Below are 25,995 nucleotides of genomic sequence, written 5' to 3'. Positions count from 1 at the left end.
ATGACCCAGGCAGATTTCCTCAAGACCCCGTTCCCCGCCGCTGTCGAGCTCCCGCCCGAGGAGGTCGCCGGCCCGCGTCGTTTCTTCAATCGCGAGCTGAGCTGGCTTGCCTTCAACTGGCGGGTTCTGGAAGAGGCCGCGAATCCGCGGGTGCCGCTGCTCGAACGGCTGCGCTTCCTGTCGATCTCGGCCACCAATCTCGACGAGTTCTACACCGTGCGCGTCGCGGGGCTGATGGAACTGGTGCGCGAGGGCAATGTCATCCCCTCGGACGACGGACTGACGCCCTCCGAACAGCTGGCGCTGATAAACGCCGACGCGCGCCGCCTGATGGAAACGCAGCAGACCACCTGGAACGCGCTGCGCCGGGGCATGGAGGCCGCCGGCATCCACATCCTGAGCCGCGGCAAGCTGACCAAGGAAGACCGCGATTTCCTGGCCGAGCACTTCCTCGCCAAGGTCTTTCCGGTGCTCTCGCCGCTCGCCATCGACCCGGCGCACCCCTTCCCGTTCATCCCGAACACCGGCTTCTGTCTGGCGCTGGAGCTCGAGCGGCAGACCGACAAGCGCCGGCTGCAGGCGCTGCTGCCGATCCCCCAGCAGATCGACCGCTTCGTGCGGCTGCCCGGCGAGGCGCGCTTCCTGCCGCTCGAAGAGCTGCTGATGCTGCATCTCGGCTCGCTCTTCCCGGGCTATACCGACACCGGCTCCTGTGCCTTCCGCGTGCTGCGCGACAGCGACCTCGAGGTCGAGGACGAGGCCGAGGATCTGGTGCGCGAGTTCGAGACCGCGCTGAAGCGGCGCCGCCGCGGTCAGGTGATCCGGCTGAAGATCACCTCGGGCGCGCCCGAAAGCCTGCGCTCGCTGATCATGGACGAGCTGCACGTCGACCGCGACGAGGTCGTCGAGGTCAAGGGCCTCTTGGGCGTCGCCGACCTCAAGGAGCTGGTGCTGTCCTCGCGCCCCGACCTGCTCTGGCCGCCCTTCACCCCGCGCGTGCCCGAGCGCGTGCAGGATCACGATGGCGACATGTTCGCCGCGATCCGGCAGAAGGACATGCTGCTGCACCACCCCTACGAGACCTTCGACATGGTCATCCGCTTCCTGCAGCAGGCGGCGAACGACCCGAACGTGCTGGCGATCAAGCAGACGCTCTATCGCACCTCGAAGGACAGCCCGATCGTCGACGCGCTGTGCGAGGCGGCCGAGAACGGCAAGTCGGTGATGGCACTGGTGGAGTTGAAGGCGCGCTTCGACGAGGCCGCGAACATCCGCCAGTCGCGCCGGCTGGAACGCGCCGGCGCGCATGTCGTCTATGGCTTCATGCACCTGAAGACGCATGCGAAGATCTCGACCGTGGTGCGGCGCGAGGGCGATGCGCTCGTCACCTACACCCATTTCGGCACCGGCAACTATCACCCGATCACCGCGAAGATCTACACCGACCTGAGCCTCTTCACCTGCGATCCGGCGCTTGGCCGCGATGCGACGAAGGTGTTCAACTACCTCTCGGGCTACGTCCAGCCCGAGGGGCTCGAGAATCTCGCGATCTCGCCGATCTCGCTCAAGCCGCGACTGCTCGAGCTGATCCGCGCCGAGGGCGAACATGCGAAGGCAGGCCGACCGGCCGAGATCTGGGCAAAGATGAACAGCCTGATCGACCCCGAGGTGATCGACGCGCTTTATGCCGCCAGCGCCGCGGGGGTGAAGATCTCGCTCGTCATCCGCGGCATCTGCGGCGTGCGGCCGGGGATCAAGGGGCTGAGCGAGAATATCCGGGTCAAGTCGATCGTCGGGCGCTTCCTCGAGCATTCGCGCATCGTGTGCTTCGGCAACGGCCACGGCCTGCCCTCGAAGAAGGCGCGGGTGTTCCTCAGCTCGGCCGACTGGATGGGGCGCAACCTCAACCGCCGCGTGGAAACGCTGATCGAGGCGAAGAACGACACGGTGAAGGCGCAGATCCTCAGCCAGATCATGGCGGCGAACATGGCCGACGAGGCACAAAGCTGGATCCTGCAACCCGACGGCCGCTTCATCCGCCACCTGCCCGAGGGCCAGGACCTGTTCTCCTGCCACCGCTTCTTCATGGAGAACCCCTCGCTCTCCGGCCGCGGATCGGCAGGGGCAAAGGACGTGCCCGAGCTTGCCCACAGCACCGACTAGGCGCTAGTTTGGACCGGCGCGCACAGGCGCTCTCACGGCAGGACGAAAGATGATCGGAAAGACCGAAGCCCCGCGCCAGGCACTGGCCGACGACTGGGATGCATTCGGCAAGCCGTTGTTCGACGACCCCTCCGCCCGCGCGCTCAGCCGCGTCGGCGTCGTGGATGTCGGCTCGAACTCGGTTCGGATGGTGGTGTTCGACGGCGCGGCGCGCAGCCCGGCGTATTTCTACAACGAGAAGGTGATGGCGGGCCTCGGTCAGGGGCTGGCCGAAACCGGCCGGCTGAACCCGCAGGGCCGCGAGCGCGCCTTCGCCGCACTCAAGCGCTTTGCGCTGCTGGCGAAGGGCATGGACATCGGCCCGCTGACCTGCGTTGCCACCGCCGCGGTGCGCGATGCCGAGGACGGGCCCGAGTTCCAGCGCCTTGTCGAGAAGGAGACGGGGCTGCACCTGCATGTCATCGACGGCGCCGAGGAGGCGCGGCTGTCGGCCCAGGGCGTGCTTCTGGGCTGGCCCGAGGCGCAGGGGCTGATCTGCGACATCGGCGGCAACTCGATGGAGCTTGCCGAAGTGGGCGACGGCCGGGTCGGCCGCCGCGCCACCTCGCAGCTCGGCCCGTTCCGGCTGCAACAGGTGAAGGGCGGTCGCAAGGAACTGGTCGCCCACATCCGCGCCGCCGTCGCGGATCTGGCCCAGGCCGTCGGCACCGAGCACGACCGGATCTATCTGGTCGGCGGCTCGTGGCGCGCCATTGCACGCCTCGACATGGAACGGCGCAACTATCCGCTTCTGGTGCTGCACGAATACCGGATGGAGCCCGAAAGCCTGCTGAAGACGCTCGACTGGATCGAGAAGAGCGATCTTGCCGCGCTGCGCGCCCGCACCGGCACCTCGCAGGCGCGCATGGACCTCGTGCCGCTGGCCGCCCTCGTGCTGCGCGAGCTGATCGAGACCTTCCGCCCGAAGGAGATCGACACCTCCTCCTACGGCATCCGCGAGGGGCTGCTCTATGAGCAGATGCCCGAACGGCTGCGCAAGCGCGACCCGCTGGTCGAGGCCTGCCGCTATTCGGAAAAGGTGATGGCGCGGATGCCCGGATTCGGGAAGAAGCTGCACAGCTTCATCGCGCCGCTGTTCGGCCCGGTGCCGCCCGAAATCTTCCGCCTGCACCGCGCCGCCTGCCTGCTGCACGACACCACCTGGCGCACCCATCCCGACTATCGCGCCGAGGCGTGCTTCGACAATGTCACCCGCGCCAACCTTGCCGCGCTGAGCCATCCCGAGCGCGTCTTCGTCGGGCTTGCGCTGCTGCACCGCTACAAGAACTCGCGCGCGGGCTCGCGCTTCGAGCCGCTTTTCGCCCTGCTCACCCCCGAGCAGATCCAGGAGGCCGAGGTGCTGGGCAAGGCGATGCGCTTCGCCGCGATGTTCACCATCGAGGACCCGGCCGATGTCGGCGCGCTCGATTACAAGGCGAAGAAGAACGCGCTCGAGCTGAAGCTGACGAAACGCGGCGCGGGGCTGTTCGGCGAGGTCGTCGAGGCGCGCTTCGGCGCGCTGGCCGCGGCGTTGAAGGCGACGCCGGTGGTGCTGCGCCCCGAAGGCTGATCACAAGTCGATCTGCGGCCCTTCCGGCACGGCGGGGACATCCGTGTCGGGCGCCGCATCCTTGCCCTCCGGCAGCGGCGGGGGCGGCGGCGCACCGGCCTTGCGGCGGATCACGATGTCACCGTTCGGCAGCCGCTCGGGCGGCTCGTAATTCTTCACGTCATCGACCAGTGCCATCAGCCGCTCGAGCTCGGGACCCAGCTTGCGCGCCGCCTCCTCGATCCCTGCGGTCATCTCGTCGACCTGCGGCCCGATCTCCTCGATCAGCCCGCGCAGGAACAGCCGCGCGCCCTGCTCGATCAGGCCCGGTGCCTCCTCCTCGGAGGCCGGAGGCTCGGCTCCGGGCCCGGCGGGCGCCTCCTCGGCCAGCGCCGGGGTCAGGGTAAGGCTGCCCAGAAGGGCGATGAGAGCAATCCGGTTCATGCCCCCGATATGGGGGCTCAGATCGGAATGTCCACCGTCACCGGGAAATGATCCGACGCCTGCAGCAAGGCTTCGCGCAACTCTGGCGTGCGATAGCAGACCGGGTCGTCGAACGGGTGCCAGATCCGCCAGGCCGGATCGTCGGCACACAGGTCGGGCGACAGCAGCACATAGTCGAGCATCGCCGAGAAATACTGATGCGCCTCGGGCAGCCAGAACCGCGCCGAGGCGGGCTGCGCGGCGAGCGAATGGCCACCATGGCGCAGCCGCGCATGCGGATCGCGCATCCGCCGCTCGGGCGGGCTCCCCTCGCCCACCGCGATCTCGAGCCCCGAACGGCCGAACAGCTGCTCGTATTCGTCAAGCCCCGGCCCGTCGTTGAAATCGCCAAGCACGATCAGGCTGTCGCCCGCATCGAGATGCGCGTCGATGCGCCGGCGCAACCAGATGCACTGGGCCAGCTGCTTGCGACGGTTCTCGATCGCGATCCGCACCTCGGAGGTCGGATCGACCTCGCCATGCGGCGCCTTCGACTTGATGTGCACGCCGATCAGCCGCACCGTCTTGCCCGCCCTGGTGGTCAGCGCCACCTCGAGCGGCGGCTTCGAGAAGGTCACGGTGTCGAGCGTGTCGTCGATGTCGAGGTCGATCTTCAGGCTGCGGTCGAAGCGCGGGCAGTCCTCGGTGCCCTCCTGCGGATCGAAGACGGCGCTCACCGCATCGGGGTCATAGAGCAGCGCGATTTGCTGCTGCGTCTCGTTAGAGAAGCCGATCAGCGCGCGACGCTGGCGCAGGTTGAAATAGGCGGCAAAGCTTTCCAGCATCGGCACCGTCTTGCGCCGGGAATTGTCGTCGGGCGCCTCGACGATCAGCACCGCATCGGCATTGATCGCGGTGAAGACGATGCCAAGCCCGCCGAGCTGCTGCGCCCGCGTCACGTTGTAGCGCGACGACCACTGATCGTCGTCGAGCAACCGGCCGCGTCGGTCGAAGAGATTGGTGAACCACTCGACGTTATAGGTGGCGATCCGCATCCCTGCCCCTTGCCTGCAGATCGTCCCAGGCGCGGTTCAGCGCCACCACCCGCGCCTCGGCCAGCCGCACCGCCTCCTCTGGCAGGCCGCGCGCGATGGCACGGTCGGGATGGGCCTCGCGCACCAGATCGCGCCAGCGCGCCCGCACCTCGGGCAGCGGCGTGCCGGGCGGCAGTTCGAGCACGGTCCAGGGGTCGGGCTCGGCATCGGGCACGAAAGCAGCGCGCAACGCGGCAAAGCAGCAGTCCTCGAGCCCGAAGATCCGCGCCACCTCCTGCAGGAAGGCGTCCTCGCCCTCGTGATAGCTGCCGTCGGCCATGGCGATGGCAAACAGCCCCTCGAGCAGGTCCTTCAGCACCGGATTGCCCGGCCCGAACATCGCCGCGATCTTGCGCGCATAGGCATCGAAGCCCGCGACATCGGTGCGCGCCATGTCGAAGACCCGCGCCGCATTCGCCTCCTCGCCCGGCGGGATCTGGAAGATGCGCCGGAAGGCCGCGACCTCGTCGCGCGTCACCTGCCCGTCGGCCTTCGCCATCTTCGCACCGAGCGCGATCACCGCGATGGTGAAGGCGACTGAGCGCTCGGGCGGGCTGCGCAGCTGATCGAAGACAGATGACAGCCCCTCGCCCCGCGTGAGGGCGCTGACCGCCGCTGCGATGCGGCCCCAGAGGGAAAGCGGCTTGTCCATGGCCCGATCCTACCCGTTCCGCCGCGCCAATGCACCCGCTCCGCATCCGCCCGCCCCGGAAATCGGCCGCCTGCCGCCGGCGCGGGAGCAGAGCGGCGCGGCGCGGATCGCCGCGGCTCCTGTTCCGGCGCGACACTGCCCGTTGCCTGCCGGCTGTGCAATCCCGCTTTTTCCGATGTCCAAAGCCGGTTTTCGCCATCACAGGGTTGAAATCCGACCCCTTTCACGCCCATTTGCGGGGGGACTATTCCAAAAACGACCGAGGGGACAGGATGAAGGCGCTACTTCGTATCGAGAAACTTTTTCAGCACGAGGCGGCAGGCGGGATTGTCCTGATGCTGGCGACGGTGCTCGCCTTCCTGACCGCGAATTCGAGCCTGTCGACGCTCTACACCAATGTGCTGGATACGAAGTTCTCCGTCCTTCTGGGCGATGACGGCCTGTCCAAGCCGCTGATCCTGTGGATCAACGACGGTCTGATGGCGGTGTTCTTCCTGCTGGTCGGGCTCGAACTCAAACGCGAGGTCGTCGAGGGCCGGCTGAAGAAACCCGCGAATGTGGTGCTGCCCGGGGTGGCGGCGCTTGGCGGCATGCTCGCCCCGGCGCTGATCTTCCTCGCCTTCAACTGGAGCGATGCGGCCAATGCCAAGGCCTGGGCAATCCCGACCGCGACCGACATCGCCTTTGCCGTGGGCGTCGTCGCGCTCCTTGGCACCCGGGTGCCGGCGGGGCTGAAGATCTTCCTGCTCACCCTCGCCATCCTCGACGACCTCGGCGCGATCCTCGTCATCGCGATCTTCTACACCGAACATCTGAAGACGCATTACCTGCTGCTTGCGCTGATCCCGCTCGCGCTGATGCTGCTGCGCAACCTGACCGGTGGTCACCGCCTGGCGCCGACGCTGCTGCTCGGTGCGGTGCTCTGGGTGCTGGTGCTGAAATCGGGCGTGCACGCGACGCTCGCGGGCGTCGTCACCGCCTTCTTCATCCCGCTCAAGGACCGCTACGGCAAATCGCCCGCGCATTCGCTCGAACATGCGCTGCACCCTTACGTGATGTTCCTGATCGTGCCGATCTTCGCCTATGCGAATGCCGGGGTGAACCTCTCGGGCATGGGCATCGGCGATCTGTTCCAGCCGCTGCCGCTCGGCATCGCGCTCGGCCTCGTGCTCGGCAAGCAGCTCGGCGTCTTCGGCGCGACCTGGGCGATGGTGAAACTTGGCGTCGCCCGCCTGCCCGCCGCCACCTCCTGGGTGCAGCTCTACGGCATCGCCTGCCTCGCCGGCATCGGTTTCACCATGTCGCTCTTCATCGGCTCGCTGAACTTCGAGACCGACGACAAGATGAACGCGGTGCGGATGGGGGTGCTTGCGGGCTCGCTGATCTCGGCGGTGCTCGGCTATGCGGTGCTGCGCCTCGCAAGGACCGATCCCAATGCCGCGGACGAGGAAGAGGACGCCTGAGGCGCACCCGGGACGGGGCGCACGCGCCCGTCCCGCTTCCAATCGCCCGAAATATCCCGGGGGGTGAATTTGCTGAAAGCAAAGAGGGGGGCAGCGCCCCCCTCTTCTCGTTTCGGATGCCGTGCCGCCCTCAGGTACGGGTGGAGCGGATGATGTCGAGGATCTCGCGTGCCGCGGCCGGGATGTTGGTGCCGGGCCCGAAGATCGCCTTCACGCCGGCGGCCTTGAGGAAATCATAGTCCTGCTGCGGAATCACGCCGCCGCAGATCACGATGATGTCGCCCGCGCCCTTTTCCTTCAGCGCCTCGATCAGCTTCGGCGCCAGCGTCTTGTGGCCCGCGGCCTGCGACGAGATGCCGACGACATGCACGTCGTTGTCGATCGCGTCCTGCGCCGCCTCTTCCGGGGTCTGGAACAGCGGCCCGACGTCGACGTCGAAGCCGATGTCGGCAAAGGCCGTGGCGATCACCTTGGCGCCGCGGTCGTGGCCGTCCTGCCCCATCTTCACGACGAGCATGCGCGGACGGCGGCCTTCTTCCTCGGCGAAGGTCTCGACGTCCTTCTGGATCTGCTCGAAGCCCGCGTCGCCCTCATAGGCCGCGCCATAGACACCGGCGAGCGTCTTCACCTCGGCCCGATGCCGGCCGAACACCTCTTCCATCGCCATCGAGATCTCTCCAACCGAGGCGCGTGCCCGCGCCGCATCCACCGCGGCCTCGAGCAGGTTGCCGCCTTCCTTGGCGCGCCGGGTGATCTCGGCGAGCGCCGCCTGGCAGACCGCCTCGTCCCGCGTCGCCCGCATCTTGGTCAGCCGCGCGATCTGCGCCTCGCGGACCTTGACGTTGTCGATGTCGAGAATGTCGATCGGCTCTTCCTTGGCGAGACGATACTTGTTCACGCCGACGATCACTTCCTCGCCGCGGTCGATCATCGCCTGGCGCTTGGCCGCCGATTCCTCAATCTTCAGCTTCGGCATGCCCGAGGCCACGGCCTTGGTCATGCCGCCCATTTCCTCGACTTCCTCGATCAGCTTCCACGCCTCGTCGACCAGCTGCGCGGTCAGGCTTTCGACGTAGTAGCTGCCCGCGAGCGGATCGACGACATGGGTGATGCCGGTCTCTTCCTGCAGGATGAGCTGGGTGTTGCGCGCGATGCGGGCCGAGAATTCGGTCGGCAGGGCGATCGCCTCATCGAGCGCGTTGGTGTGCAGCGACTGCGTGCCGCCAAGCGCCGCCGCCATCGCCTCGTAGGCGGTGCGCACGACGTTGTTGTAGGGGTCCTGCTCCTGCAGCGACACGCCCGAGGTCTGGCAGTGGGTGCGCAGCATCGAGGAGCCCGGCTTCTTCGGGTTGAACTCGGCCATGACGCGCGACCACAGCAGACGCGCGGCGCGCAGCTTCGCGACTTCCATGAAGAAGTTCATGCCGATCGCGAAGAAGAACGACAGACGGCCGGCGAAGGCGTCAACGTCCATTCCGCGGGCAAGCGCCGTGCGGACATATTCGCGGCCGTCGGCGATGGTGAAGGCAAGCTCCTGCACCAGGTTCGCGCCGGCTTCCTGCATATGGTAGCCCGAGATCGAGATCGAGTTGAACTTCGGCATCTCGTTCGAGGTGTATTCGATGATGTCCGCGATGATCCGCATCGAGGGTTCGGGCGGATAGATATAGGTGTTGCGGACCATGAACTCCTTGAGGATGTCGTTCTGGATCGTGCCCGAGAGCTTCTCGCGCGGCACGCCCTGCTCCTCGCCGGTGACGATGAAGTTCGCCAGCACCGGGATCACGGCGCCGTTCATCGTCATCGAGACCGAGACCTTTTCGAGCGGAATGCCGTCGAACAGGATCTTCATGTCCTCGACCGAGTCGATCGCCACACCGGCCTTGCCGACGTCGCCCACCACGCGCGGGTGATCGCTGTCATAGCCGCGGTGCGTCGCGAGGTCGAAGGCGACCGAGACGCCCTGCTGCCCGGCGGCCAGCGCCTTGCGGTAGAAGGCGTTGCTCTCCTCGGCGGTCGAGAAGCCCGCATATTGCCGGATCGTCCAGGGGCGGCCGGCATACATCGTGGCGCGCACGCCGCGGGTGAAGGGCGAGAAGCCCGGCAGAGTGCCCAGATGCGGCAGCTCTGCGGTGTCCTCCTCGGTATAGAGGGGCTTCACCTCGATCCCTTCGAGCGTGTTCCAGGTCAGGCTGTCGAGCGGCCGGTCCTTGAGCTCCTTCTGGGCAAGTTTGGCCCAATCCTCTTTCTTGTTCGTCATCGAACGATCCCTTCTCTCAGCACCGCCCGGCCGGGGCCGGGTGGCGTCCCTTCAACCCTGCAGCCGCGGCGACGCCTTGCGCCACGGTCACGCTCCTCACCCCGGCCCCGTCAACGGGCGGCCGGAAAATCCTTCGCCCCCCGCGCCGGGCCATGGCCCCCACGCCGGCAAGCCCCTATAGTTGCCCCGAGGAGGCCCCGCATGAGACCCCGCATCAGACCCTTGTGCCTTTTGGCAGCAGCATCTTTCGCGCTGATGACGGTGCTGGCCCCGGCCCGTGCCGAAGACACCGCCGACACCCCCGCGGCCGCGCCGGCCTTCGCCCCGGTCCCCGGGGCCGAAGCCGATCTTGCCACGTATGTCTGGAAAAAGCGCCCCGTCGTTGTCTTTGCCGACAGCACGGCCGACCCGGCCTTCGCCGAACAGATGGCCGCGATTGCGGCGCGCTGGCCGGAACTGGCCGCGCGCGACGTCGTCGTCATTACCGACACCACGCCCGAACCGATGAGCGCACTGCGCCGCAAGCTGCGCCCGCGCGGCTTCTCGCTGGTGCTGATCGAGAAGGACGGCACCATCGCGGCCCGCAAGCCCCTGCCCTGGAACGGGCGCGAGATCATCGGCGCGATCGACAAGATGCCGATCCGGCGCGAGGAGATCCGGCGCGGCGCCGGCAGCGGCATGACCACGGGATACTGACCCGAAAAGAACACCGGGGGCCTTACGGCCCCGCGGCAGGTCGGAATGCATGCGCCGGCGGCCGCCGGGGCGGCGGGGCACTCGGCCCCCCTCCTCCGCGGCGACCGCCGTTGCATCATTCGAACTCCATGATGATGTCGTCGACCTTGAGCGAGGCGCCGGGCGCCGCGTTGATCTTCTTCACCACGCCCGCACGCTCGGCCTTGAGGATGTTCTCCATCTTCATCGCCTCGACGGTGGCCAGCGCCTGACCTTCCTGCACCTCCTCGCCCTCGGCGACCGAGATCTTCACGATCAGGCCGGGCATCGGGCAGAGCAGGTACTTCGAGGTGTCCGGCGGCAGCTTCTCGGGCATCAGCTGGGCCAGCTCGTGGGCGCGCGGGGTGCGGATGTGCACCTTCAGATCCGCGCCGCGCACACGCACGCGGAAGCCCATCGGGATCAGCCCGATCTTCAGCACCAGCGGGTGGCCGCCGACGTCGAGGGTGGCGAGCGAATGGCCCGGCACCCAGTCCGAGGTGACGCGCTTGTGGCCGCCGTCATCCTCGAAGGTGATGGTCGATCCCTCGTGATCGGCTGCAACGTTCAGATGGTATTCGCGGCCCTGCAGCGTCACCACCCATTCGTCGCCGACCTTGCGCTCGTGATTGCCGAGCGTGCCCGAAATCCGCGACTGCCGGATCTCGGTGACGCGGTTCATCGCCGCGACGGCGGCCGCCACGTTGCGCAGCGTCTCTTCGTCGAGCTCGACGCCGTGGAAGCCGTCCGGATATTCCTCGGCGATGAAGGCGGTGGTGATGTTGCCCTTGATGAAGCGGTCATGCTCCATCACCGCCGCGACGAAGGGCAGGTTGTGGCCGATGCCCTCGACCTCGAAGGTGTCGAGCGCAAGCCGCATCTCCTCGATCGCCTCGAGGCGCGTCGGCGCCCAGGTGCAGAGCTTGGCGATCATCGGGTCATAATACATCGAGATCTCGCCGCCCTCGAACACGCCGGTGTCGTTGCGCACGATGCCACCGCGCGGCGTCGGACCTTCGACCGGCGGACGGTACTTGGTCAGCCGGCCGATCGACGGCAGGAACTTGCGATAGGGGTCTTCGGCATAGAGCCGGCTTTCGATCGCCCAGCCGTTGATCTTCAGATCCGCCTGCTTGAACGGCAGCTCGCGGCCATAGGCGACGTTGATCATCTGCTCGACGAGGTCGACGCCGGTGATCAGTTCGGTGACCGGATGTTCCACCTGCAGGCGGGTGTTCATCTCGAGGAAGTAGAAGTTCTTGTTCCCGTCGACGATGAATTCCACGGTGCCGGCCGAGGTGTAGCCCACGGCCTTCGACAGCGCGACGGCCTGCTCGCCCATCGCCTTGCGCGTCGCCGGGTCGAGGAAGGGCGAGGGCGCCTCTTCGATGACCTTCTGGTTGCGGCGCTGGATCGAGCATTCACGTTCGTGCAGATAGACGCAGTTGCCGTGCTTGTCGCCGAGCACCTGGATCTCGATGTGGCGCGGCTGGGTCACGAACTTCTCGATGAAGATGCGGTCGTCGCCAAAGCTCGACGCGGCCTCGTTCTTCGAGCTTTCAAAGCCTTCGCGGGCTTCCTGCTCGTTCCAGGCGATGCGCATGCCCTTGCCGCCGCCGCCGGCCGAAGCCTTGATCATCACCGGATAGCCGATCTCGTTCGAGATCTTCACCGCTTCCTCGGCGTCGGCAATCAGGCCCATGTAGCCCGGAACGGTCGAGACGCCGGCTTCCTTGGCCAGCTTCTTCGAGGTGATCTTGTCGCCCATCGCCTCGATCGCGGTCGAGGGCGGCCCGATGAAGACGACGCCTTCCTTCTCCAGTGCCTCGGCGAACTTCATGTTCTCGGACAGGAAGCCGTAGCCCGGATGCACCGCTTCGGCGCCGGTCTTGCGGATCGCGTCCATGATCTTGTCGATCACGATATAGGACTGGTTCGCCGGCGACGGGCCGATATGCACCGCCTCGTCGGCCATCTTCACGTGCAGCGCGTTCGCATCGGCGTCGGAATAGACGGCGACCGTCTTGATCCCCATCTTGCGCGCCGTCTTGATCACGCGGCAGGCGATCTCGCCGCGGTTTGCGATCAGGATTTTCTTGAACATGTCAGTCCCTTCCCTCCAGGCGCGGGATACCGTTCCGCGCCTTCTCAACATGATTGGTGATGTGATCCCCGAGAACGCACAATGCCACCGGGGGCTGTCCCCCGGTGGCATTGCAGGTCGGATGGCGTCGAGCGGCCGCGCCGGGGCGGGCCGTCAGAACGGTCTCAGTAGCCGCGCTTGTTGCACAGGCCCACGTCGTCGCACAGCGCGCCGCCGGCCGCGCCGATCGCCGCACCGGCGATCGCGTTGTTGTCGGTCGCATCGGCGACGACGGCACCCGCCGCGGCGCCGGCAAGGGCGCGCTGGCCGTCGGTTTCCATGCAGCCGGCCAGAGCGGCACCAGCGAGCAGGGCGAGAAGAATCGGGGATTTGCGCATGTCGGAACACTGCCTCCGTCAGGGGTTGTTATTGCGACGGAACCTAACGCAAGTCCGAGGGAAGAAAAGTGCGATTCGCACCCCTTCCCCCCGCCATCGGCAAGCCGCCGCCGACGCATCACGCGATCGACAAGACCGCACCGACCGGCACCGGAACGCGACTGCGGTCCGGCCGCGAGGCCGAACCGCGACGTCAGGGAAGGGGTAGGGACGTGAGACCGGCAGCCCGACTGGAACCAGGCTCCGGCCATGGGATCAGACTGCGCCGCCCGCCCGGCTTTGGCAAAGCCATTCCGCCCGGCGAAACACCGGTCGGCGGCAAGCTGCCCATCGCGCGGGGGGATCGGCGTGCTCATGCCCAGTCGTCCTCCTCGTCACCGTCCCAGCTGAACGCCTCGGGATCGGCAAAGACCTCGGGGAACGAGGCTTGCGCGCGTTTCACGTCGATCTGCAGCAACTGGTCGTAAGAGGCCGGGTCGAACGGTTCCGCGGCGGCCACGACCTCGCGCCCGATCAGCCAGCTCAGCCGGCCGGCGTCGAGATTGCCGCGCTCGAACGGTTCTTCGCCGAAATGGTTCCACAGCGCGGCCATGAAGCCGGCATCTGCCCGGCGGTCGGCCGGGGCGCGATCCTTGTAGCGTTCGCGCCGGATGATCTTGGTCGGGCCTTCCTTGTTCGCCCGCCGGATCGTGAAATGATAGTCTGTGCCGGGCAAACGCCCGGGAAATCCGCGATGTTTCAGCATGTTCTGCCCTCCTGGCGGACCAGTTCGCACGTCCGCGCGCCCGAAGGCAACCACTGCGATGCGCAGAGGGAGGGCCGCCGGTCGCCGTGGCGCAGGGCCTGGGCGACCGACGAAAGGCCGGGGGCGGCAGCGACGCCCCGCCCCCGGATCAGATCACTTGTACTTGCCGGTGTAGGTCGGTTCGGTCGTGACGGCCGGAGCGACCGGCTCGGTCTTCGGGGCGCAGGCGGCGACGAAGGCGAGCAGAGCAACAGCGATGAGAGCTTTCGACATTTTGTTCTCCAATGGGGCTGGAGCTGCCGCGACGCAATATGCCGCGGTTCCTTTTCCCCGATCATGCCAAGAGCCGGATGATTCCGGCCCGCCGTCACAATATCTTGCGATTTCAGAGCGAAGAAGTGGCAAGATGCAATCGGCTGCGGATGTGGCGCCGCCGCATCAGCCTGATGCACGCGCGCCACGGCGCAGGTCTGCGGCCGGCGCGACGCCTGTGCGCCCGCCCCCTGCCCTGCTTTCCGGCTCCTCCCGCCACGCATCAGAACAACTCCCAAACGCAGGCCCCATCCTCAATGGAATAGGCCTCGAAATATTGCACCGCCTCGTCATCGGTCTCGCCGAAGGGGACAAGCCGGTCCGACAGGCTGATGACGATCTGCGCCGGCCTCGGCCCGACTTCGGGCACGCGCGGCAAGGCGAATCCATCACACAGGGCCTGCATGTCCGCCTCGGCCGCCTCCTGCGAGACCGGGCTCCCGCCCCCGATGGCGGGAGCGAGGAAGCGGAACCGCAAGGTCAGCCCGGCGGGCCCCTGCGAATCCCGGATCGTCTCGATCCAATGCACCTCCTCGCCGGAAGGCACTGGAACCGGCGCGCCGCTCCCCGCCACCTCGGCGGAGGCGGGCCGGGCAAGCGCAATCCCGGTCAGGATGGCGACTGCCACCCTGCTCAGGCGTTGCAACTGCCCGGCCGCGCGCCCCATTCCGCGCCCCTCAGAGCGGAATGTTGTCGTGCTTTTTCCAGGGGTTCGCGAGCTTCTTCGAGCGCAGCGAGGCGAAAGCCCGGGCGACACGGCGACGGGTCGAATGCGGCTGGATCACCTCGTCGATGAAGCCACGCTCGGCCGCCACGAAGGGGTTCGCGAAGCGGTCCTCGTAGTCCTTCGTGCGCGCCGCGATCTTCTCGGCATCGCCCAGTTCCGAGCGATAGAGGATCTCGACCGCGCCCTTGGCGCCCATCACCGCGATTTCCGCGGTCGGCCAGGCATAGTTGAAATCGCCGCGCAGGTGCTTCGAGGCCATCACGTCATAGGCGCCACCATAGGCCTTGCGGGTGATGACGGTGACCTTCGGCACCGTCGCCTCGCCATAGGCGAAGAGCAGCTTCGCGCCGTGCTTGATGACACCGCCGTATTCCTGCGTGGTGCCGGGCAGGAAGCCGGGCACGTCGACGAAGGTCAGGATCGGGATCTCGAAGGCGTCGCAGAAGCGCACGAAGCGTGCGGCCTTGCGGCTGCTGTCGATGTCGAGGCAGCCCGCCAGAACCATCGGTTGGTTCGCGACGACACCCACGGTCTGGCCCTCGATGCGGATGAAGCCGGTGATGATGTTGCCGGCGAAGTCCTTCTGGATCTCGAAGAAATCGCCCTCGTCGGCGATCTTCAGGATCAGCTCCTTCATGTCGTAGGGCTGGTTCGGGTTCGCCGGGATCAGGGTGTCGAGGCTTTCCTCGACGCGTTTCACGTCATCGAAGAACGGCCGCACCGGCGCCTTCTCGCGGTTCGACAGCGGCAGGAAGTCGATCAGGCGGCGGGTCTCGGCGATCGCCTCGACGTCGTTCTCGTAGGCGCCATCGGCGACCGAGCTCTTGCGGGTGTGAGTCGAGGCGCCGCCCAGTTCCTCGGCGGTGACGATCTCGTTCGTCACGGTCTTCACCACGTCGGGACCCGTCACGAACATGTAAGACGAATCCTTCACCATGAAGATGAAGTCGGTCATCGCCGGCGAATAGACCGCGCCACCGGCGCAAGGCCCCATGATCAGCGAGATCTGCGGCACCACGCCCGAGGCCATGATGTTCTTCTGGAAGACCTCGGCATAGCCCGCGAGCGAGGCGACGCCTTCCTGGATGCGGGCCCCGCCCGAATCGTTCATGCCGATCACCGGCGCGCCGTTCTGCAGCGCCATGTCCATGATCTTGCAGATCTTTTCGGCGTGGGTTTCGGAGAGCGAACCGCCGAACACGGTGAAGTCCTGCGAGAAGACATAGACCATGCGGCCGTTCACCGTGCCCCAGCCGGTGACCACGCCGTCGCCCGACACATGCTCGGCTTCCATGCCGAACTCGGTGCAGCGGTGCGTCTTGAACATGTCGAATTCTTCGAACGAGCCTTCGTCCAGCAGCAGTTCGATACGCTCACGCGCGGTCAGCTTGCCCTTCTTGTGCTGGGCGTCGATGCGGCGCTGCCCGCCGCCAAGACGCGCAGCCGCGCGCCGATCTTCAAGCTCGCTCAGGATATCTTTCATGGGGTCCCCTCCGACGTTTGGCGCACCCTATACTTGCGCAAGATTATTACAAAGCGGATTTGCGAAAATTTGCAAATTGTTGGCAGCGCCATGCGTGCGAATTGCATATTCGCGAACTCCAGCGCCGACTCCTCCCGCCTTCCGCTTCGACCTGACGCAAGGTGATCCTGCCGGAAAGGACATGCAACCCCTTGCTTGCGGGCCTTTCCCGGCCGTTGCAAAGCCTCTGGCGAGGGCGGCGCCGGCGCGCTAAGCCGGGCCGTCCCTCCCGTCGCAGGTCCGCCATGTCGCTTCCCGCTCCGCTCATCACCGTGCTTCTGCTCACCGCCTCGAACCTGTTCATGACGGTCGCCTGGTATGGCCATCTGCGCTTCAAGTCGGCGCCGCTGATCGTCGCGATTCTGGTCAGCTGGGGCATCGCCTTCTTCGAATACCTGCTGCAGGTGCCGGCGAACCGGATCGGCTATGGCGCCCTGTCGGCGGCGCAGCTGAAGACCATCCAGGAGGTGATCTCGCTCACCATCTTCGTGCTGTTCAACGCCGTCTGGCTGGGCGAGGCGATCACCTGGCGCACCGTGGCGGGCTTCGTGCTGATCGTCGCGGGCGTCGCGGTGATCTTCACCGGCCGCAGCTGAGCGCCCCCCTGCCCCCGAGCACGGCTCTTGTGCCGACACATTTCCGCGATGGACAAAGCCCGCCCCGGCCCCTAGCGCTGAGCCATGGCCTTTCTGAACCGTCGCTCCCCGCCCAATATCGTCACCCTCGTGCTCGTCTCCGGGCTCGCGGCGCTCAGCATGAACGTGTTCCTGCCCTCGCTGACCGGCATGGCACGGCATTTCGGCGTGGACTACGCGGTGATACAGCTGGCGGTCTCGGCCTATCTCGGGGTCTCGGCGCTCCTGCAACTGGTGATCGGGCCGATCTCCGACCGCTTCGGCCGGCGCCGGGTGCTGATCGCGGTCTATGCCATCTTCACCCTCGCCTCGCTCGGCACGCTGCTGGCGCCCTCGGCCGAGACCTTCCTGGCCGCGCGCTTCGCGCAGGCGGTGATCGCCACCTCCTTCGTGCTCTCGCGCGCCGCGGTGCGCGACATGTTCCCGGGGCCCGAAGCCGCCTCGATGATCGGCTATGTCACCATGGGCATGGCGCTGGTGCCGATGGTCGGGCCGGTGGTCGGCGGCTTTCTCGATGTCACCTTCGGCTGGCGGGCAAGCTTCCTGCTGCTCTTCGTTCTAGGCGCGCTCACCCTTGCCCTTGTCTGGGCCGATCTGGGCGAGACGCTGAGCGCCGGGGGCGTGCCCTTCCGCGACCAGCTGGCGGGCTATCCGGTGCTGCTGCGCTCGCACCGCTTCTGGGGCTACAGCCTGTCCGCGGCACTCGCCTCGGCGGTCTATTTCGCCTATCTCGGCGGCGCCCCCTTCGTCGGCGCGCAGGTCTTCGGGCTCAGCCCGGCCGAGGTCGGCTATTTCTTCGCCGTCCCCGCAGGCGGCTATGTGATCGGCAATTTCCTCTCGGGCCGCTTCGCCACGCGCCTCGGCATGGACCGGATGGTGCTGATCGGCACCGCCTTCGCCACTGCCATTCTCGCGCTCTCGCTCGCGGCCGAGGCGGCGGGCCTGCACCACCCGGTGATCTTCTTCGGCACCGTCGGGCTGACCAGCATCGGCAACGGGCTGTCGCTGCCCTCGGCCAATGCCGGGCTGATGACCGTCCGCCCGGAACTCGCCGGCACTGCCTCGGGCCTTGGCGCAACGCTGACCATCGGCGGCGGCGCCATCGCCTCCTCGGTCGCGGGGCTGATCCTCGGCCCGGGCACCGGGGCGCTGCCGCTCGTCGTGCTGATGGCCGCGTGCTCGGCCGGCTCGGTCGCCGCGATCGGCTGGGTCCATCTGCGCCGACGCCGCGTCCTCGGGATTTGACGTCAAACCTTTGCAAAGCTAGGACTGGCTTTGCAAAGGGAGGGGCGCGATGGCGACTCAGAAACTCTACGCCGGGGTGAAGCTGCGCGAGACGCGGGCGCGACTCGGTCTGACGCAGAAGGCCTTCGCCGACCGGCTGGGCGTTTCGCTGCCCTATCTGAACCAGATGGAGAACAACCACCGCCCGGTCTCGGCCACGGTGGTGCTGGCGCTGGCGGGCGAATTCGGTCTCGACGTGACCGAACTGTCGGCCGGCGATGCCGAGCGGCTGGTCAGTGACATGCGCGAGGCGCTCGCCGACCCGGTCTTTGCCGATGGCGCACCGCCGCTTGCCGATCTGCGCCTGACCGCCTCGAATGCGCCGGCGCTGGCGCGGTCGTTTCTCGAGCTGCACCGCGCCTATCGCCAGGCACATGAACGGCTCGCCTCGCTGGACGAGGCTTTGGGCCGCGAAGGCGCGCAGACGGTCGTCAGCCCCTGGGAAGAGGTGCGCGACTTCTTTCACTATTGCGACAATTACCTCGATGCGGTCGATCGCGCGGCCGAGCGCTTTTCCTGCCCGAATGGCAACCGATTGGACCCGGTTTCCCGGGCCGTCGAGGTGCTGGCGAAGCGCGGCGTCGACGTGCAGTTTTCCGACATCTCGGCGCTGCGCAGCCGCGAGGGCGAGACGCTGCGCATCTCCTCGCATGCCGGGCGCCCGACACAGGCCTTCCAGCTCTTGCACCAGGTCGCGCTGATCACCCAGAACGAACTGATCGACGCCACGCTCGACCTCGCGCGATTCCAGTCCGAGACCTCGCGCGCCATCGCCAAGATCGGGCTCGCCAACTATTTCGCCGGCGCCGCGCTGATGCCCTACCGTGCCTTTCTCGAGGCCGCGCAGGACACCCGCCACGATCTCGAGCGTCTTGCCGACATCTTCGGCGCCTCGATCGAGCAGGTGGCGCACCGGCTCTCGACGCTGCAGCGGCCGGGCGCGAAGGGCATCCCGTTCTTCTTCGTCCGCGTCGATCAGGCCGGCACGATCACCAAGCGCCACTCGGCGACCCGGCTGCAATTCGCCCGCTTCGGCGGCGCCTGCCCGCTGTGGAACGTGCATCAGGCCTTCGAGACGCCGACCCGCTTCCTGCGCCAGTTGGCCGAGACCCCCGACGGCGTGCGCTATCTGTGCCTGGCGCGCGATGTGTCGAAATCGGGCGGCTCCTTCACCGCGCCGGTGCGGCGCTATGCGATCTGCCTCGGCTGCGAGGTCAGCCATGCCCGCGGCCTCGTCTATGCCGACGACATGGAGCTGACCAACCCCCGCGCCTATCAGCCGATCGGCATCTCCTGCCGGATCTGCGAGCGCAAGGATTGCCACCAGCGCTCGGTGCCGCCACTGGAACGGCGGCTGCGCGTCGACCCGGACCGCCGCGGCCTGCTGCCCTACGACATCGCCTGAAACGAAAGGCCCCGGGTTTCCCCGGGGCCCTCTCGTTCCTCCCCGCCCCCTCAGGCGGTGGCGAGCATCCGCGCGATCTCATCCTTGATCGCGGCACGCTGCTTGCGCAACTCGACCTCGGCCAGCTCCTCGACCGGATCGACATGGGTTTCCGCACGATGCACACGGTCATTGATCGCGTCATAGTCTTCGAGCAGCTTCGCAAAGCGTGCATCCGCGCCCTTCAGCGCGCGCAGCTTCTCGATCTCGAACGGGAATTCTTCCTGCAGCGTGTGCGGCGTGTTGGACATCTGGCGTCTCCCTCTGTGAATTTCATCAAGAGCTTAGCGCGAGATCGCCCCACCTGCCTTGACCCGGGTCAAACCTGCGGCGGATTGCGCAACGCCGCCGCAATCTCGTCGAGCCGCCCCTCGAGTTCCTTGAACCGCCCCTCGATCGCCACCATCCGCATGTCGTCGATCTTCTCGTGCAACCGCATGATCTCCAGCTCGGATTTCAGGTTGACCTCATAGTCATGCGCCGCCGCCTCGCGGTCCTTCTCGGCCTGGCGGTTTTGCGACATCATGATCACCGGCGCCTGGAACGCCGCGACCATCGACAGGATCAGGTTGAGGAAGACGAAGGGGTAAGGGTCGGGCGGCGCCATCAGCAGCACCGCATTCAGCACCACCCAGACGACAAGCACGGCGAAGAACAGAAAGATGAAGGTCCACGACCCACCGAAGGCCGCCACCCGGTCGGCGACCCGCGCGCCAAGGCTGCCGTGCTCGACGCTCAGATCGCGCGAGATCGTCGCCTTCTCGGCCACCCGCTTCAGCACGCGCCGGTCGCGCTCGCTCAGCGCCTCGAGCGGCTTGCCCAGAAGGCGCTCGGCCAGCGCGCGCAACTTTGCATCCATGACAGTCTCCCGAAAGAACTGCCGGCAACTCTGCGCTGCGGCGCGGCCCTTGTCCACGCCGCCGTCGCGTGCCTCAGTCGCCGGCGTGGCGCCAGCCCGCGGCACGCGCCTCGGCCTCGGTGCAGAACCAGCGCTCACCCGTCGCGGTGTTGATCCGGGTCTTGGCATAGCTGCGGTCGTCCGGCAGGTGATAGATCCGCCCGCGCGACGAGATGTTGCCCTTGATCGCGCATCCCTTGGGCGCCGCCTGCACCGGCCGGGCGCCCGCGCGCACCGCGGCGGGGTTCTCGGCCGTGCCCGCCCAGATCCCGCGCTTCGCCGCCTTCGCCTGCCCCTCCTCGGCGACGTAGTCGAGCGAATAGCGGCGATAGGCGAAGGCCATGCCGTCGCGCACCATCGCCGCGCCAAGGTCGCGTCCGGCAACCGCACAGCGCGCCACAAGCCGGCCGTAGCGGTCCTGCTCCTCGCCCGAACAGCGCACCGCCCGGCCCTTGGTCAGATCGCGCAGCGCCTCGGTCGCGCGCGCGCCGCAAGCCCAGGGCCGGCCTGCCGCATCGGTGCAGCGCTGGTCATGCTCGGGCGCATCAATGCCGAAAAGCCGCACCCGCTCGCCGGAAATCTCCAGCGTGTCGCCGTCGATCACCCGCACCGGGCCGTCGAGCATCGCCCCGAAGGCCGGTCCGGCGCAGAGGGCAAGGAGTAAACAAAACCTGAACATGCCCCAGATATGGCGGAATGGCCCCGGGATGCAAGCCAGATCCTGTGGGGTTCCTCAGCGCTGCGCGTGGCCCCAGGCAGGGTTGAGCCAGGGCTCGAGGTTCTCGGCCGGAAGGCGCCGGCCCAGGATGTGATCTGCCATCTTCTCGCCGGTCATGATCGAAGGGCCGTTCAGGTTGCCATTGGTGATGCGCGGGAAGACCGAGCTGTCGGCGACGCGCAGCCCCCGCACCCCGATCACGCGCCCCTCCGGGTCGACCACCGCCATCGGGTCATCCGCCCGCCCCATCCGCGCGGTGCCGCAGGGGTGGAAGGCGCTCTCGGCATGCTCGCGGATGAAGCCGTCGATCTCGTCATCCGAGGCGACGGCCCGGCCCGGCTGGATCTCGTGCTTCACATGACCGGCCATCGCCGGCTGGGCAAAGATCTCGCGCGTCAGGCGGATGCACTTGCGGAATTCGGCCCAGTCGTCGGGGTGCGACATGTAGTTGAAGCGGATCACCGGGTTCTCGCGCGGATCGGCCGAGCGCAGCGTGACCGCCCCGCGCGACTTCGACCGCATCGGCCCGACATGGACCTGGAAGCCATGCCCCTCGGCCGCCGCGCGCCCGTCATAGCGCACCGCGATCGGCAGGAAGTGATACTGGATGTCGGGGTATTTCACCCCGGCGTCCGAGCGGATGAAACCGCAGGCCTCGAACTGGTTCGAGGCACCGAGGCCGCGCTTCGTCAAAAGCCATTGCGCGCCGATCGCCGCCTTGCCCCAGAGGTTCCAGTATTTGTAGAGCGTCACCGGCTGTTTTGCCGCGAACTGCATGTAGACCTCGAGGTGGTCTTGCAGGTTCGCCCCCACACCGGGCCGGTCCGCCACCACCGCGATGCCGTGTTCCGCGAGATGCGCCGCCGGCCCGATGCCCGACAGCATCAACAACTTCGGCGTGTTGAGCGAGCTGGCCGCCAGCACCACCTCGGCACGCGCACGCAGCACCACGACCTTGCCGCCGCGCTCGTATTCGACGCCCACGGCGCGGCCGTCCTCGATCACCACGCGCCGCGCAAGGCCACGCAGGATGGTCAGATTGCCGCCCTTCAGCGCCGGCCGCAGATAAGCATTGGCCGCCGACCAGCGCCGCCCCTGCCAGATCGTCGCCTCCATCGCGCCGAAGCCTTCCTGCTGACGGCCGTTGTAATCGCCCGTCACCGGATAGCCGGCCTGCGCGCCGGCCTCGACGAAGGCGCCGAACAGCGGGTTCTCGCGCGGGCCACGGGTGACGTGGAGGGGGCCGGACTGGCCGCGCCAGGCGGCATCGCCGCCGTCATTGCCGCCGTGCCAGCTTTCCATGCGCTTGAAATAGGGCAGCACGTCGGCATAGCTCCACCCCGTCGCGCCGCTTTCCGCCCAATGGTCGAAATCGCAGGCGTGCCCACGCACGAAGACCATGCCGTTGATCGAGGACGAGCCGCCGATCACCTTGCCCCGCGGCGTCACCAGCGAGCGGTTGCCCAGCCCCGGCTCGGGCTCGCTCTTCATGCCCCAGTCGTAAAGCCCCATGTTCATCGGATAGGACAGCGCCGCCGGCATCTGGATGAACGGCCCTGCGTCCGAGCCGCCATGCTCGACGATCACCACCTTGTGCCCGGCCTCGGTCAGCCGATAGGCCAGCGCCGAACCACCCGAGCCCGCCCCGACGATCACATAATCCGGTTCCATCACGCATCCCTCCGGGCCCGGGGCCCCTGTTCATCTTGCCCGAAATACCTCGTGGGCCCCGGGGGCGGCGCCCCCCGGACGTCCCTGTCCCGGGCCACCGCTCAATAGGGGCTGTCGACCGGCCCGGTGCCGACGTAGACCGCCTTCACCTGGGTGTAATGCTCGACCGCCGCGCGCGAATTCTCGCGCCCGAGGCCAGAGGCCTTGACCGCCCCGAAGGGCATCTCGACCGGGGTCAGGTTGTAGGCGTTGATCCAGCAGGTGCCGGCCGCGAGCTGCCCGATCACCCGGTGCCCGCGGGCGAGATCGGCGGTGAAGACCCCCGCCGCCAGCCCGAATTCGGTGCCGTTCGCGCGGGCGATCACCTCTTCCTCGGTCTCGAAATCGAGCACCGCCATCACCGGGCCGAAGACCTCCTCGCGGGCAAGTGTCATGGTGTCGGTGACATCGGCGAAAACGGTGGGCTGCACGAAAAGCGGCCCCTCGTTGCCGGCGGACCCGCCGCAGACGAGCCGCGCGCCTTCGGCCTTTGCCTTCTCGATATAGCCCAGCACCTTGTCGTGCTGCGCGGCCGAGACCAGCGGGCCGAATTGCGTCTCGTCCGCCAGCGGATCGCCCGCGACGATCTTCGCGGTGCGCGCGGCAAGCCGGCTCAGGAACGCCTCCTTCACCGAGCGCTGCACGAAGACCCGCGTGCCGTTCGAGCAGATCTGCCCCGAGGAATAGAAATTCCCCAGCATCGCGGCGCCGACCGCGCTGTCGAGATCGGCGTCCTCGAAGACGATCAGCGGCGACTTGCCGCCCAGCTCCATCGTCACATGCTTCATCCCGGCGGCGGCCGCGGCATAGACCTTCGCCCCGGTCGGCACCGAGCCGGTGAGCGAGACCTTGGCGATTCGCGGATCGGTCGCCAGCGCCGCACCAACCTCGCCGCGCCCCTGCACGACGTTGAAGAGGCCCGCGGGCATCCCCGCCTCGATCAAAATCTCGGCAAGTTTCAGCGCGCCGAGCGGCGTGACTTCCGAGGGTTTGAACACCATCGCATTGCCGAGTGCGAGCGCCGGCGCGGCCTTCCAGCAGGCGATCTGGCTCGGGTAATTCCACGCGCCGATGCCGGCGCACACGCCCAGCGGCTCGCGAATCGTATAGGCGAAATCGCCACCCAGCGGGATCGTCTCGCCGGTCACCGTGGGCGCGAGCCCGGCGAAATACTCCAGCGCATCGGCGCCCGAGGGCCAGTCGGCGACGCGCGTCTCCTGGATCGGCTTGCCGGTGTCGAGGGTCTCGAGCAGCGCCAGTTCCTCGCTCCGCGCGCGGATGATCTCGACCGCCTTCATCAGCACCCGTGCCCGCTCGACCGGACGGCGCCGGCCCCACTCGGCCTGTGCCGCGACCGCTCCCGCAATCGCCGCCTCGAGCACCGCAGGCGTCGCCGCATGCAGCCGCGCGATGGTCTCGCCGGTGCCCGGATAGATCACCTCGATCGGCGCGCCGGCCGTGTCCTCGAGCCAGTCGCCATTGACGAAATGGCTTGCCTTCGGTTGTGCCTTCATTCCCGCACCTCCAGTTCTCGATCAAGATATTCCGTAACGATTTTGAGCGCATAGGCCCGGTCCGGCGCGCCATCGGCGAGCGCCGCGCGGATGTAGACGCCGTCGATCAGCGCGCCGAGGCCGCGCGCCACCGCCTCGGCCCGCGCGCCCACCAGCGGGCGCAGTTCGTGGCGCAGGTTCGAGCGCAGCCGGCGCTGATAGACCCGCAGCAGCCGGTACGCCTCGGGCAGGGTCTGCGCCAGAACGTAGAAGTTCAGCCAGGCCGAGATCGTCTCGCGGCGGAAGCTGCCGGGCGCGAAGCTGCCCGAGACGATCGCGCGCAGCCGGCTCTCGGCCGTCGTCGCGGTCGAGAGCGCGCCGCGCACCTCGGCGCCGTACAGCGTCAGGATCGAGCGCATCGCGGCAAGGAAGATCTGCTCCTTCGAGCCGAAGTAGTGATGCGCCAGCGCCGAGCTCATCCCCGCCCGCCGCGCAATCTGCGCAACCGTGACCTCAAGCGAGCCCGCCTCGCCCACTGTCTCGATCGTGGCTTTCACCAGTGCTGCCCGTCGAATAGGCTCTGCCCCCAGCTTCGGCATGGTTTGCGACCCACCTTGAAAAAAGTCCTTGCCATCCGGAGCTACAGGCAAGTTTATTGACTCGTCAATCAACAAAAACGCCTGACCCTGAATCTGGGCTACCAACGGGAGACCAACATGATCCTTCGTTCCCTTCTTCTGGCCGGCACCGCCACGCTCGCCCTTGCCTCGGGCGCCGTGGCTGCGGGTTGCGACAAGGTGACCTTCTCGGATGTCGGCTGGACCGACATCACCTCGACGACCGCGGTCGCCACCACCGTGCTGCAGGCCCTCGGCTACGAGACCGACATCAAGGTGCTCTCGGTGCCGGTGACCTATTCGGCGCTCGCCTCGGGCGACGTCGATGTGTTCCTCGGCAACTGGATGCCCTCAATGGAGGCCGACCTTGCCCCATACCGCGAGGACGGCACGGTCGAGACGGTGCGCACCAACCTGACCGGCGCGAAATACACCCTCGCCACCAATGCCGCAGGTGCCGCGCTCGGGATCAAGGACTTTGCCGATCTCGCCGCGCACAAAGCCGAGCTTGATGGCAAGATCTATGGCATCGAGCCGGGCAATGACGGCAACCGGCTGATCCTCGACATGCTCGAGGGCGACGCCTTCAAGCTGAAGGGCTTCGAGCTGGTCGAAAGCTCGGAACAGGGGATGCTCGCCCAGGTCGCGCGGGCCGACAAGGCCGGCAAGCCAGTGGTCTTCCTCGGCTGGGAACCGCACCCGATGAACGCCAATTTCAAGATGACCTATCTGGCCGGCGGCGACGACTTCTTCGGCCCCGATTTCGGCGGCGCGGTGGTCGACACCAACGTTCGCAAGGGCTATGTCACGGAATGCCCGAACGTCGGCAAGTTCCTGAAGAACCTTTCCTTCTCGCTGGCGATGGAAAACGAGATCATGGGCAAGATCCTCGACGGCGGAGAAGAGCCCGCCGCGGCCGCGAAGGAATGGCTTGCCGCCCATCCCGATGTCGCGACCCCCTGGCTTGACGGCGTGACGACCAAGGACGGCGGTGACGCCGCGGCCGCCGTCGCCGGCGCGCTGAAGTAAGCGCAGCACTCGCCGGCCCTTCC

Annotated in this window: 23 protein-coding genes; 8 read left to right on the top strand and 15 right to left on the bottom strand. The window is 67.3% G+C overall.

Going from position 1 to position 25,995, the window contains the following annotated elements; translation table 11 throughout:
• Positions 1-2,163, top strand: a complete 2,163-nt coding sequence (locus EOW65_RS11145; RefSeq protein WP_128149414.1) for an RNA degradosome polyphosphate kinase — start codon at positions 1-3, stop codon at positions 2,161-2,163.
• A 49-nt stretch (positions 2,164-2,212) separates the two neighbouring features.
• Entirely contained in the window at positions 2,213-3,772 is a 1,560-nt protein-coding gene (locus tag EOW65_RS11140) for a Ppx/GppA family phosphatase (protein ID WP_128149412.1), read from the top strand.
• On the opposite strand, the gene EOW65_RS11135 is transcribed toward EOW65_RS11140, so the two are convergent.
• From EOW65_RS11135 to EOW65_RS11125, 3 genes are read right to left on the bottom strand one after another with little or no spacing between them, the layout of a single operon-like run.
• On the bottom strand, positions 3,773-4,195 hold the full coding sequence (locus EOW65_RS11135; RefSeq protein WP_206364060.1) for an AAA+ family ATPase: 423 nt from the start codon (positions 4,193-4,195) through the stop codon (positions 3,773-3,775).
• A gap of 17 nt (positions 4,196-4,212) precedes the next feature.
• The gene (locus EOW65_RS11130) at positions 4,213-5,229 is read right to left on the bottom strand and encodes an endonuclease/exonuclease/phosphatase family protein (protein ID WP_128149410.1); all 1,017 of its coding nucleotides are present in this window, start codon (positions 5,227-5,229) and stop codon (positions 4,213-4,215) included.
• The gene (locus EOW65_RS11125) at positions 5,210-5,920 is read right to left on the bottom strand and encodes a molecular chaperone DjiA (RefSeq protein ID WP_128149408.1); all 711 of its coding nucleotides are present in this window, start codon (positions 5,918-5,920) and stop codon (positions 5,210-5,212) included. Before EOW65_RS11125 ends, EOW65_RS11130 begins: the two co-directional genes overlap by 20 nt.
• Before the next feature lie 272 nt (positions 5,921-6,192).
• Between EOW65_RS11125 and nhaA the strand changes: the two genes are divergently transcribed.
• Complete coding sequence (nhaA, locus tag EOW65_RS11120) at positions 6,193-7,383, top strand: Na+/H+ antiporter NhaA (protein ID WP_128149406.1); 1,191 nt, start codon at positions 6,193-6,195, stop codon at positions 7,381-7,383.
• Between the two features lie 130 nt (positions 7,384-7,513).
• On the opposite strand, the gene scpA is transcribed toward nhaA, so the two are convergent.
• Positions 7,514-9,643 carry a methylmalonyl-CoA mutase gene (gene scpA, locus EOW65_RS11115; RefSeq protein WP_128149404.1) on the bottom strand — a complete coding sequence of 710 codons (2,130 nt, stop codon included), beginning with the start codon at positions 9,641-9,643 and terminating at the stop codon, positions 7,514-7,516.
• Between the two features lie 255 nt (positions 9,644-9,898).
• Here scpA and EOW65_RS11110 point away from each other — a divergent pair, with 255 nt between their 5' ends.
• Entirely contained in the window at positions 9,899-10,339 is a 441-nt protein-coding gene (locus tag EOW65_RS11110) for a DUF4174 domain-containing protein (RefSeq protein ID WP_128149518.1), read from the top strand.
• A gap of 115 nt (positions 10,340-10,454) precedes the next feature.
• Here the strand turns inward: EOW65_RS11110 and EOW65_RS11105 are convergent, their stop codons facing one another.
• The 5 genes from EOW65_RS11105 to EOW65_RS11085 all read right to left on the bottom strand — a co-directional run bounded on the left by EOW65_RS11105 (position 10,455) and on the right by EOW65_RS11085 (position 16,105).
• The gene (locus EOW65_RS11105; protein WP_128149402.1) at positions 10,455-12,461 is read right to left on the bottom strand and encodes an acetyl-CoA carboxylase biotin carboxylase subunit; all 2,007 of its coding nucleotides are present in this window, start codon (positions 12,459-12,461) and stop codon (positions 10,455-10,457) included.
• 164 nt (positions 12,462-12,625) lie between these two features.
• Positions 12,626-12,838, bottom strand: a complete 213-nt coding sequence (locus EOW65_RS11100; protein ID WP_128149400.1) for a hypothetical protein — start codon at positions 12,836-12,838, stop codon at positions 12,626-12,628.
• 352 nt (positions 12,839-13,190) lie between these two features.
• Complete coding sequence (locus EOW65_RS11095) at positions 13,191-13,583, bottom strand: hypothetical protein (protein ID WP_128149398.1); 393 nt, start codon at positions 13,581-13,583, stop codon at positions 13,191-13,193.
• Between the two features lie 535 nt (positions 13,584-14,118).
• The gene (locus EOW65_RS11090) at positions 14,119-14,523 is read right to left on the bottom strand and encodes a DUF6497 family protein (RefSeq protein ID WP_240664641.1); all 405 of its coding nucleotides are present in this window, start codon (positions 14,521-14,523) and stop codon (positions 14,119-14,121) included.
• 49 nt (positions 14,524-14,572) lie between these two features.
• A complete protein-coding gene (locus EOW65_RS11085) occupies positions 14,573-16,105 on the bottom strand; it encodes an acyl-CoA carboxylase subunit beta (RefSeq protein ID WP_128149396.1) in 1,533 nt (510 codons plus the stop codon).
• Between the two features lie 284 nt (positions 16,106-16,389).
• Between EOW65_RS11085 and EOW65_RS11080 the strand changes: the two genes are divergently transcribed.
• The 3 genes from EOW65_RS11080 (at position 16,390) to EOW65_RS11070 (ending at position 19,468) form a co-directional block, all read left to right on the top strand.
• Positions 16,390-16,740, top strand: a complete 351-nt coding sequence (locus EOW65_RS11080; RefSeq protein WP_121532871.1) for a DMT family protein — start codon at positions 16,390-16,392, stop codon at positions 16,738-16,740.
• An 84-nt stretch (positions 16,741-16,824) separates the two neighbouring features.
• Positions 16,825-18,024, top strand: a complete 1,200-nt coding sequence (locus EOW65_RS11075; protein WP_128149394.1) for a multidrug effflux MFS transporter — start codon at positions 16,825-16,827, stop codon at positions 18,022-18,024.
• Positions 18,025-18,073: 49 nt separating this feature from the next.
• Complete coding sequence (locus EOW65_RS11070) at positions 18,074-19,468, top strand: helix-turn-helix domain-containing protein (protein WP_128149392.1); 1,395 nt, start codon at positions 18,074-18,076, stop codon at positions 19,466-19,468.
• 50 nt (positions 19,469-19,518) lie between these two features.
• Here the strand turns inward: EOW65_RS11070 and EOW65_RS11065 are convergent, their stop codons facing one another.
• The 6 genes from EOW65_RS11065 to betI form a co-directional block, all read right to left on the bottom strand.
• Positions 19,519-19,758 (bottom strand): YdcH family protein, encoded by a 240-nt coding sequence (locus tag EOW65_RS11065; RefSeq protein WP_128149390.1) that lies wholly within the window; start codon positions 19,756-19,758, stop codon positions 19,519-19,521.
• Between the two features lie 68 nt (positions 19,759-19,826).
• The gene (locus tag EOW65_RS11060) at positions 19,827-20,366 is read right to left on the bottom strand and encodes a DUF1003 domain-containing protein (protein ID WP_128149388.1); all 540 of its coding nucleotides are present in this window, start codon (positions 20,364-20,366) and stop codon (positions 19,827-19,829) included.
• A gap of 73 nt (positions 20,367-20,439) precedes the next feature.
• Positions 20,440-21,084: a thermonuclease family protein gene (locus tag EOW65_RS11055; protein WP_128149386.1), complete on the bottom strand. Its 645-nt coding sequence runs from the start codon at positions 21,082-21,084 to the stop codon at positions 20,440-20,442.
• A gap of 54 nt (positions 21,085-21,138) precedes the next feature.
• On the bottom strand, positions 21,139-22,794 hold the full coding sequence (betA, locus tag EOW65_RS11050) for a choline dehydrogenase (protein WP_128149384.1): 1,656 nt from the start codon (positions 22,792-22,794) through the stop codon (positions 21,139-21,141).
• Positions 22,795-22,895: 101 nt separating this feature from the next.
• Complete coding sequence (gene betB, locus EOW65_RS11045) at positions 22,896-24,347, bottom strand: betaine-aldehyde dehydrogenase (RefSeq protein WP_128149383.1); 1,452 nt, start codon at positions 24,345-24,347, stop codon at positions 22,896-22,898.
• Entirely contained in the window at positions 24,344-24,925 is a 582-nt protein-coding gene (gene betI, locus EOW65_RS11040; RefSeq protein ID WP_128149381.1) for a choline-binding transcriptional repressor BetI, read from the bottom strand. The genes betB and betI overlap by 4 nt, the downstream gene beginning before the upstream one ends.
• 117 nt (positions 24,926-25,042) lie before the next feature.
• On the opposite strand from betI, the gene choX reads away from it, so the two are divergent.
• Positions 25,043-25,972 carry a choline ABC transporter substrate-binding protein gene (gene choX / locus EOW65_RS11035; protein WP_128149379.1) on the top strand — a complete coding sequence of 310 codons (930 nt, stop codon included), beginning with the start codon at positions 25,043-25,045 and terminating at the stop codon, positions 25,970-25,972.
• Positions 25,973-25,995 lie beyond the last annotated feature (23 nt).

The organism is Paenirhodobacter ferrireducens (assembly GCF_004022265.1).
In the GTDB taxonomy this organism is placed as follows: domain Bacteria; phylum Pseudomonadota; class Alphaproteobacteria; order Rhodobacterales; family Rhodobacteraceae; genus Rhodobacter; species Rhodobacter ferrireducens.
Note: the sequence above shows the minus strand (reverse complement) of the source record. Positions and strands in the feature narration are given on the sequence as shown.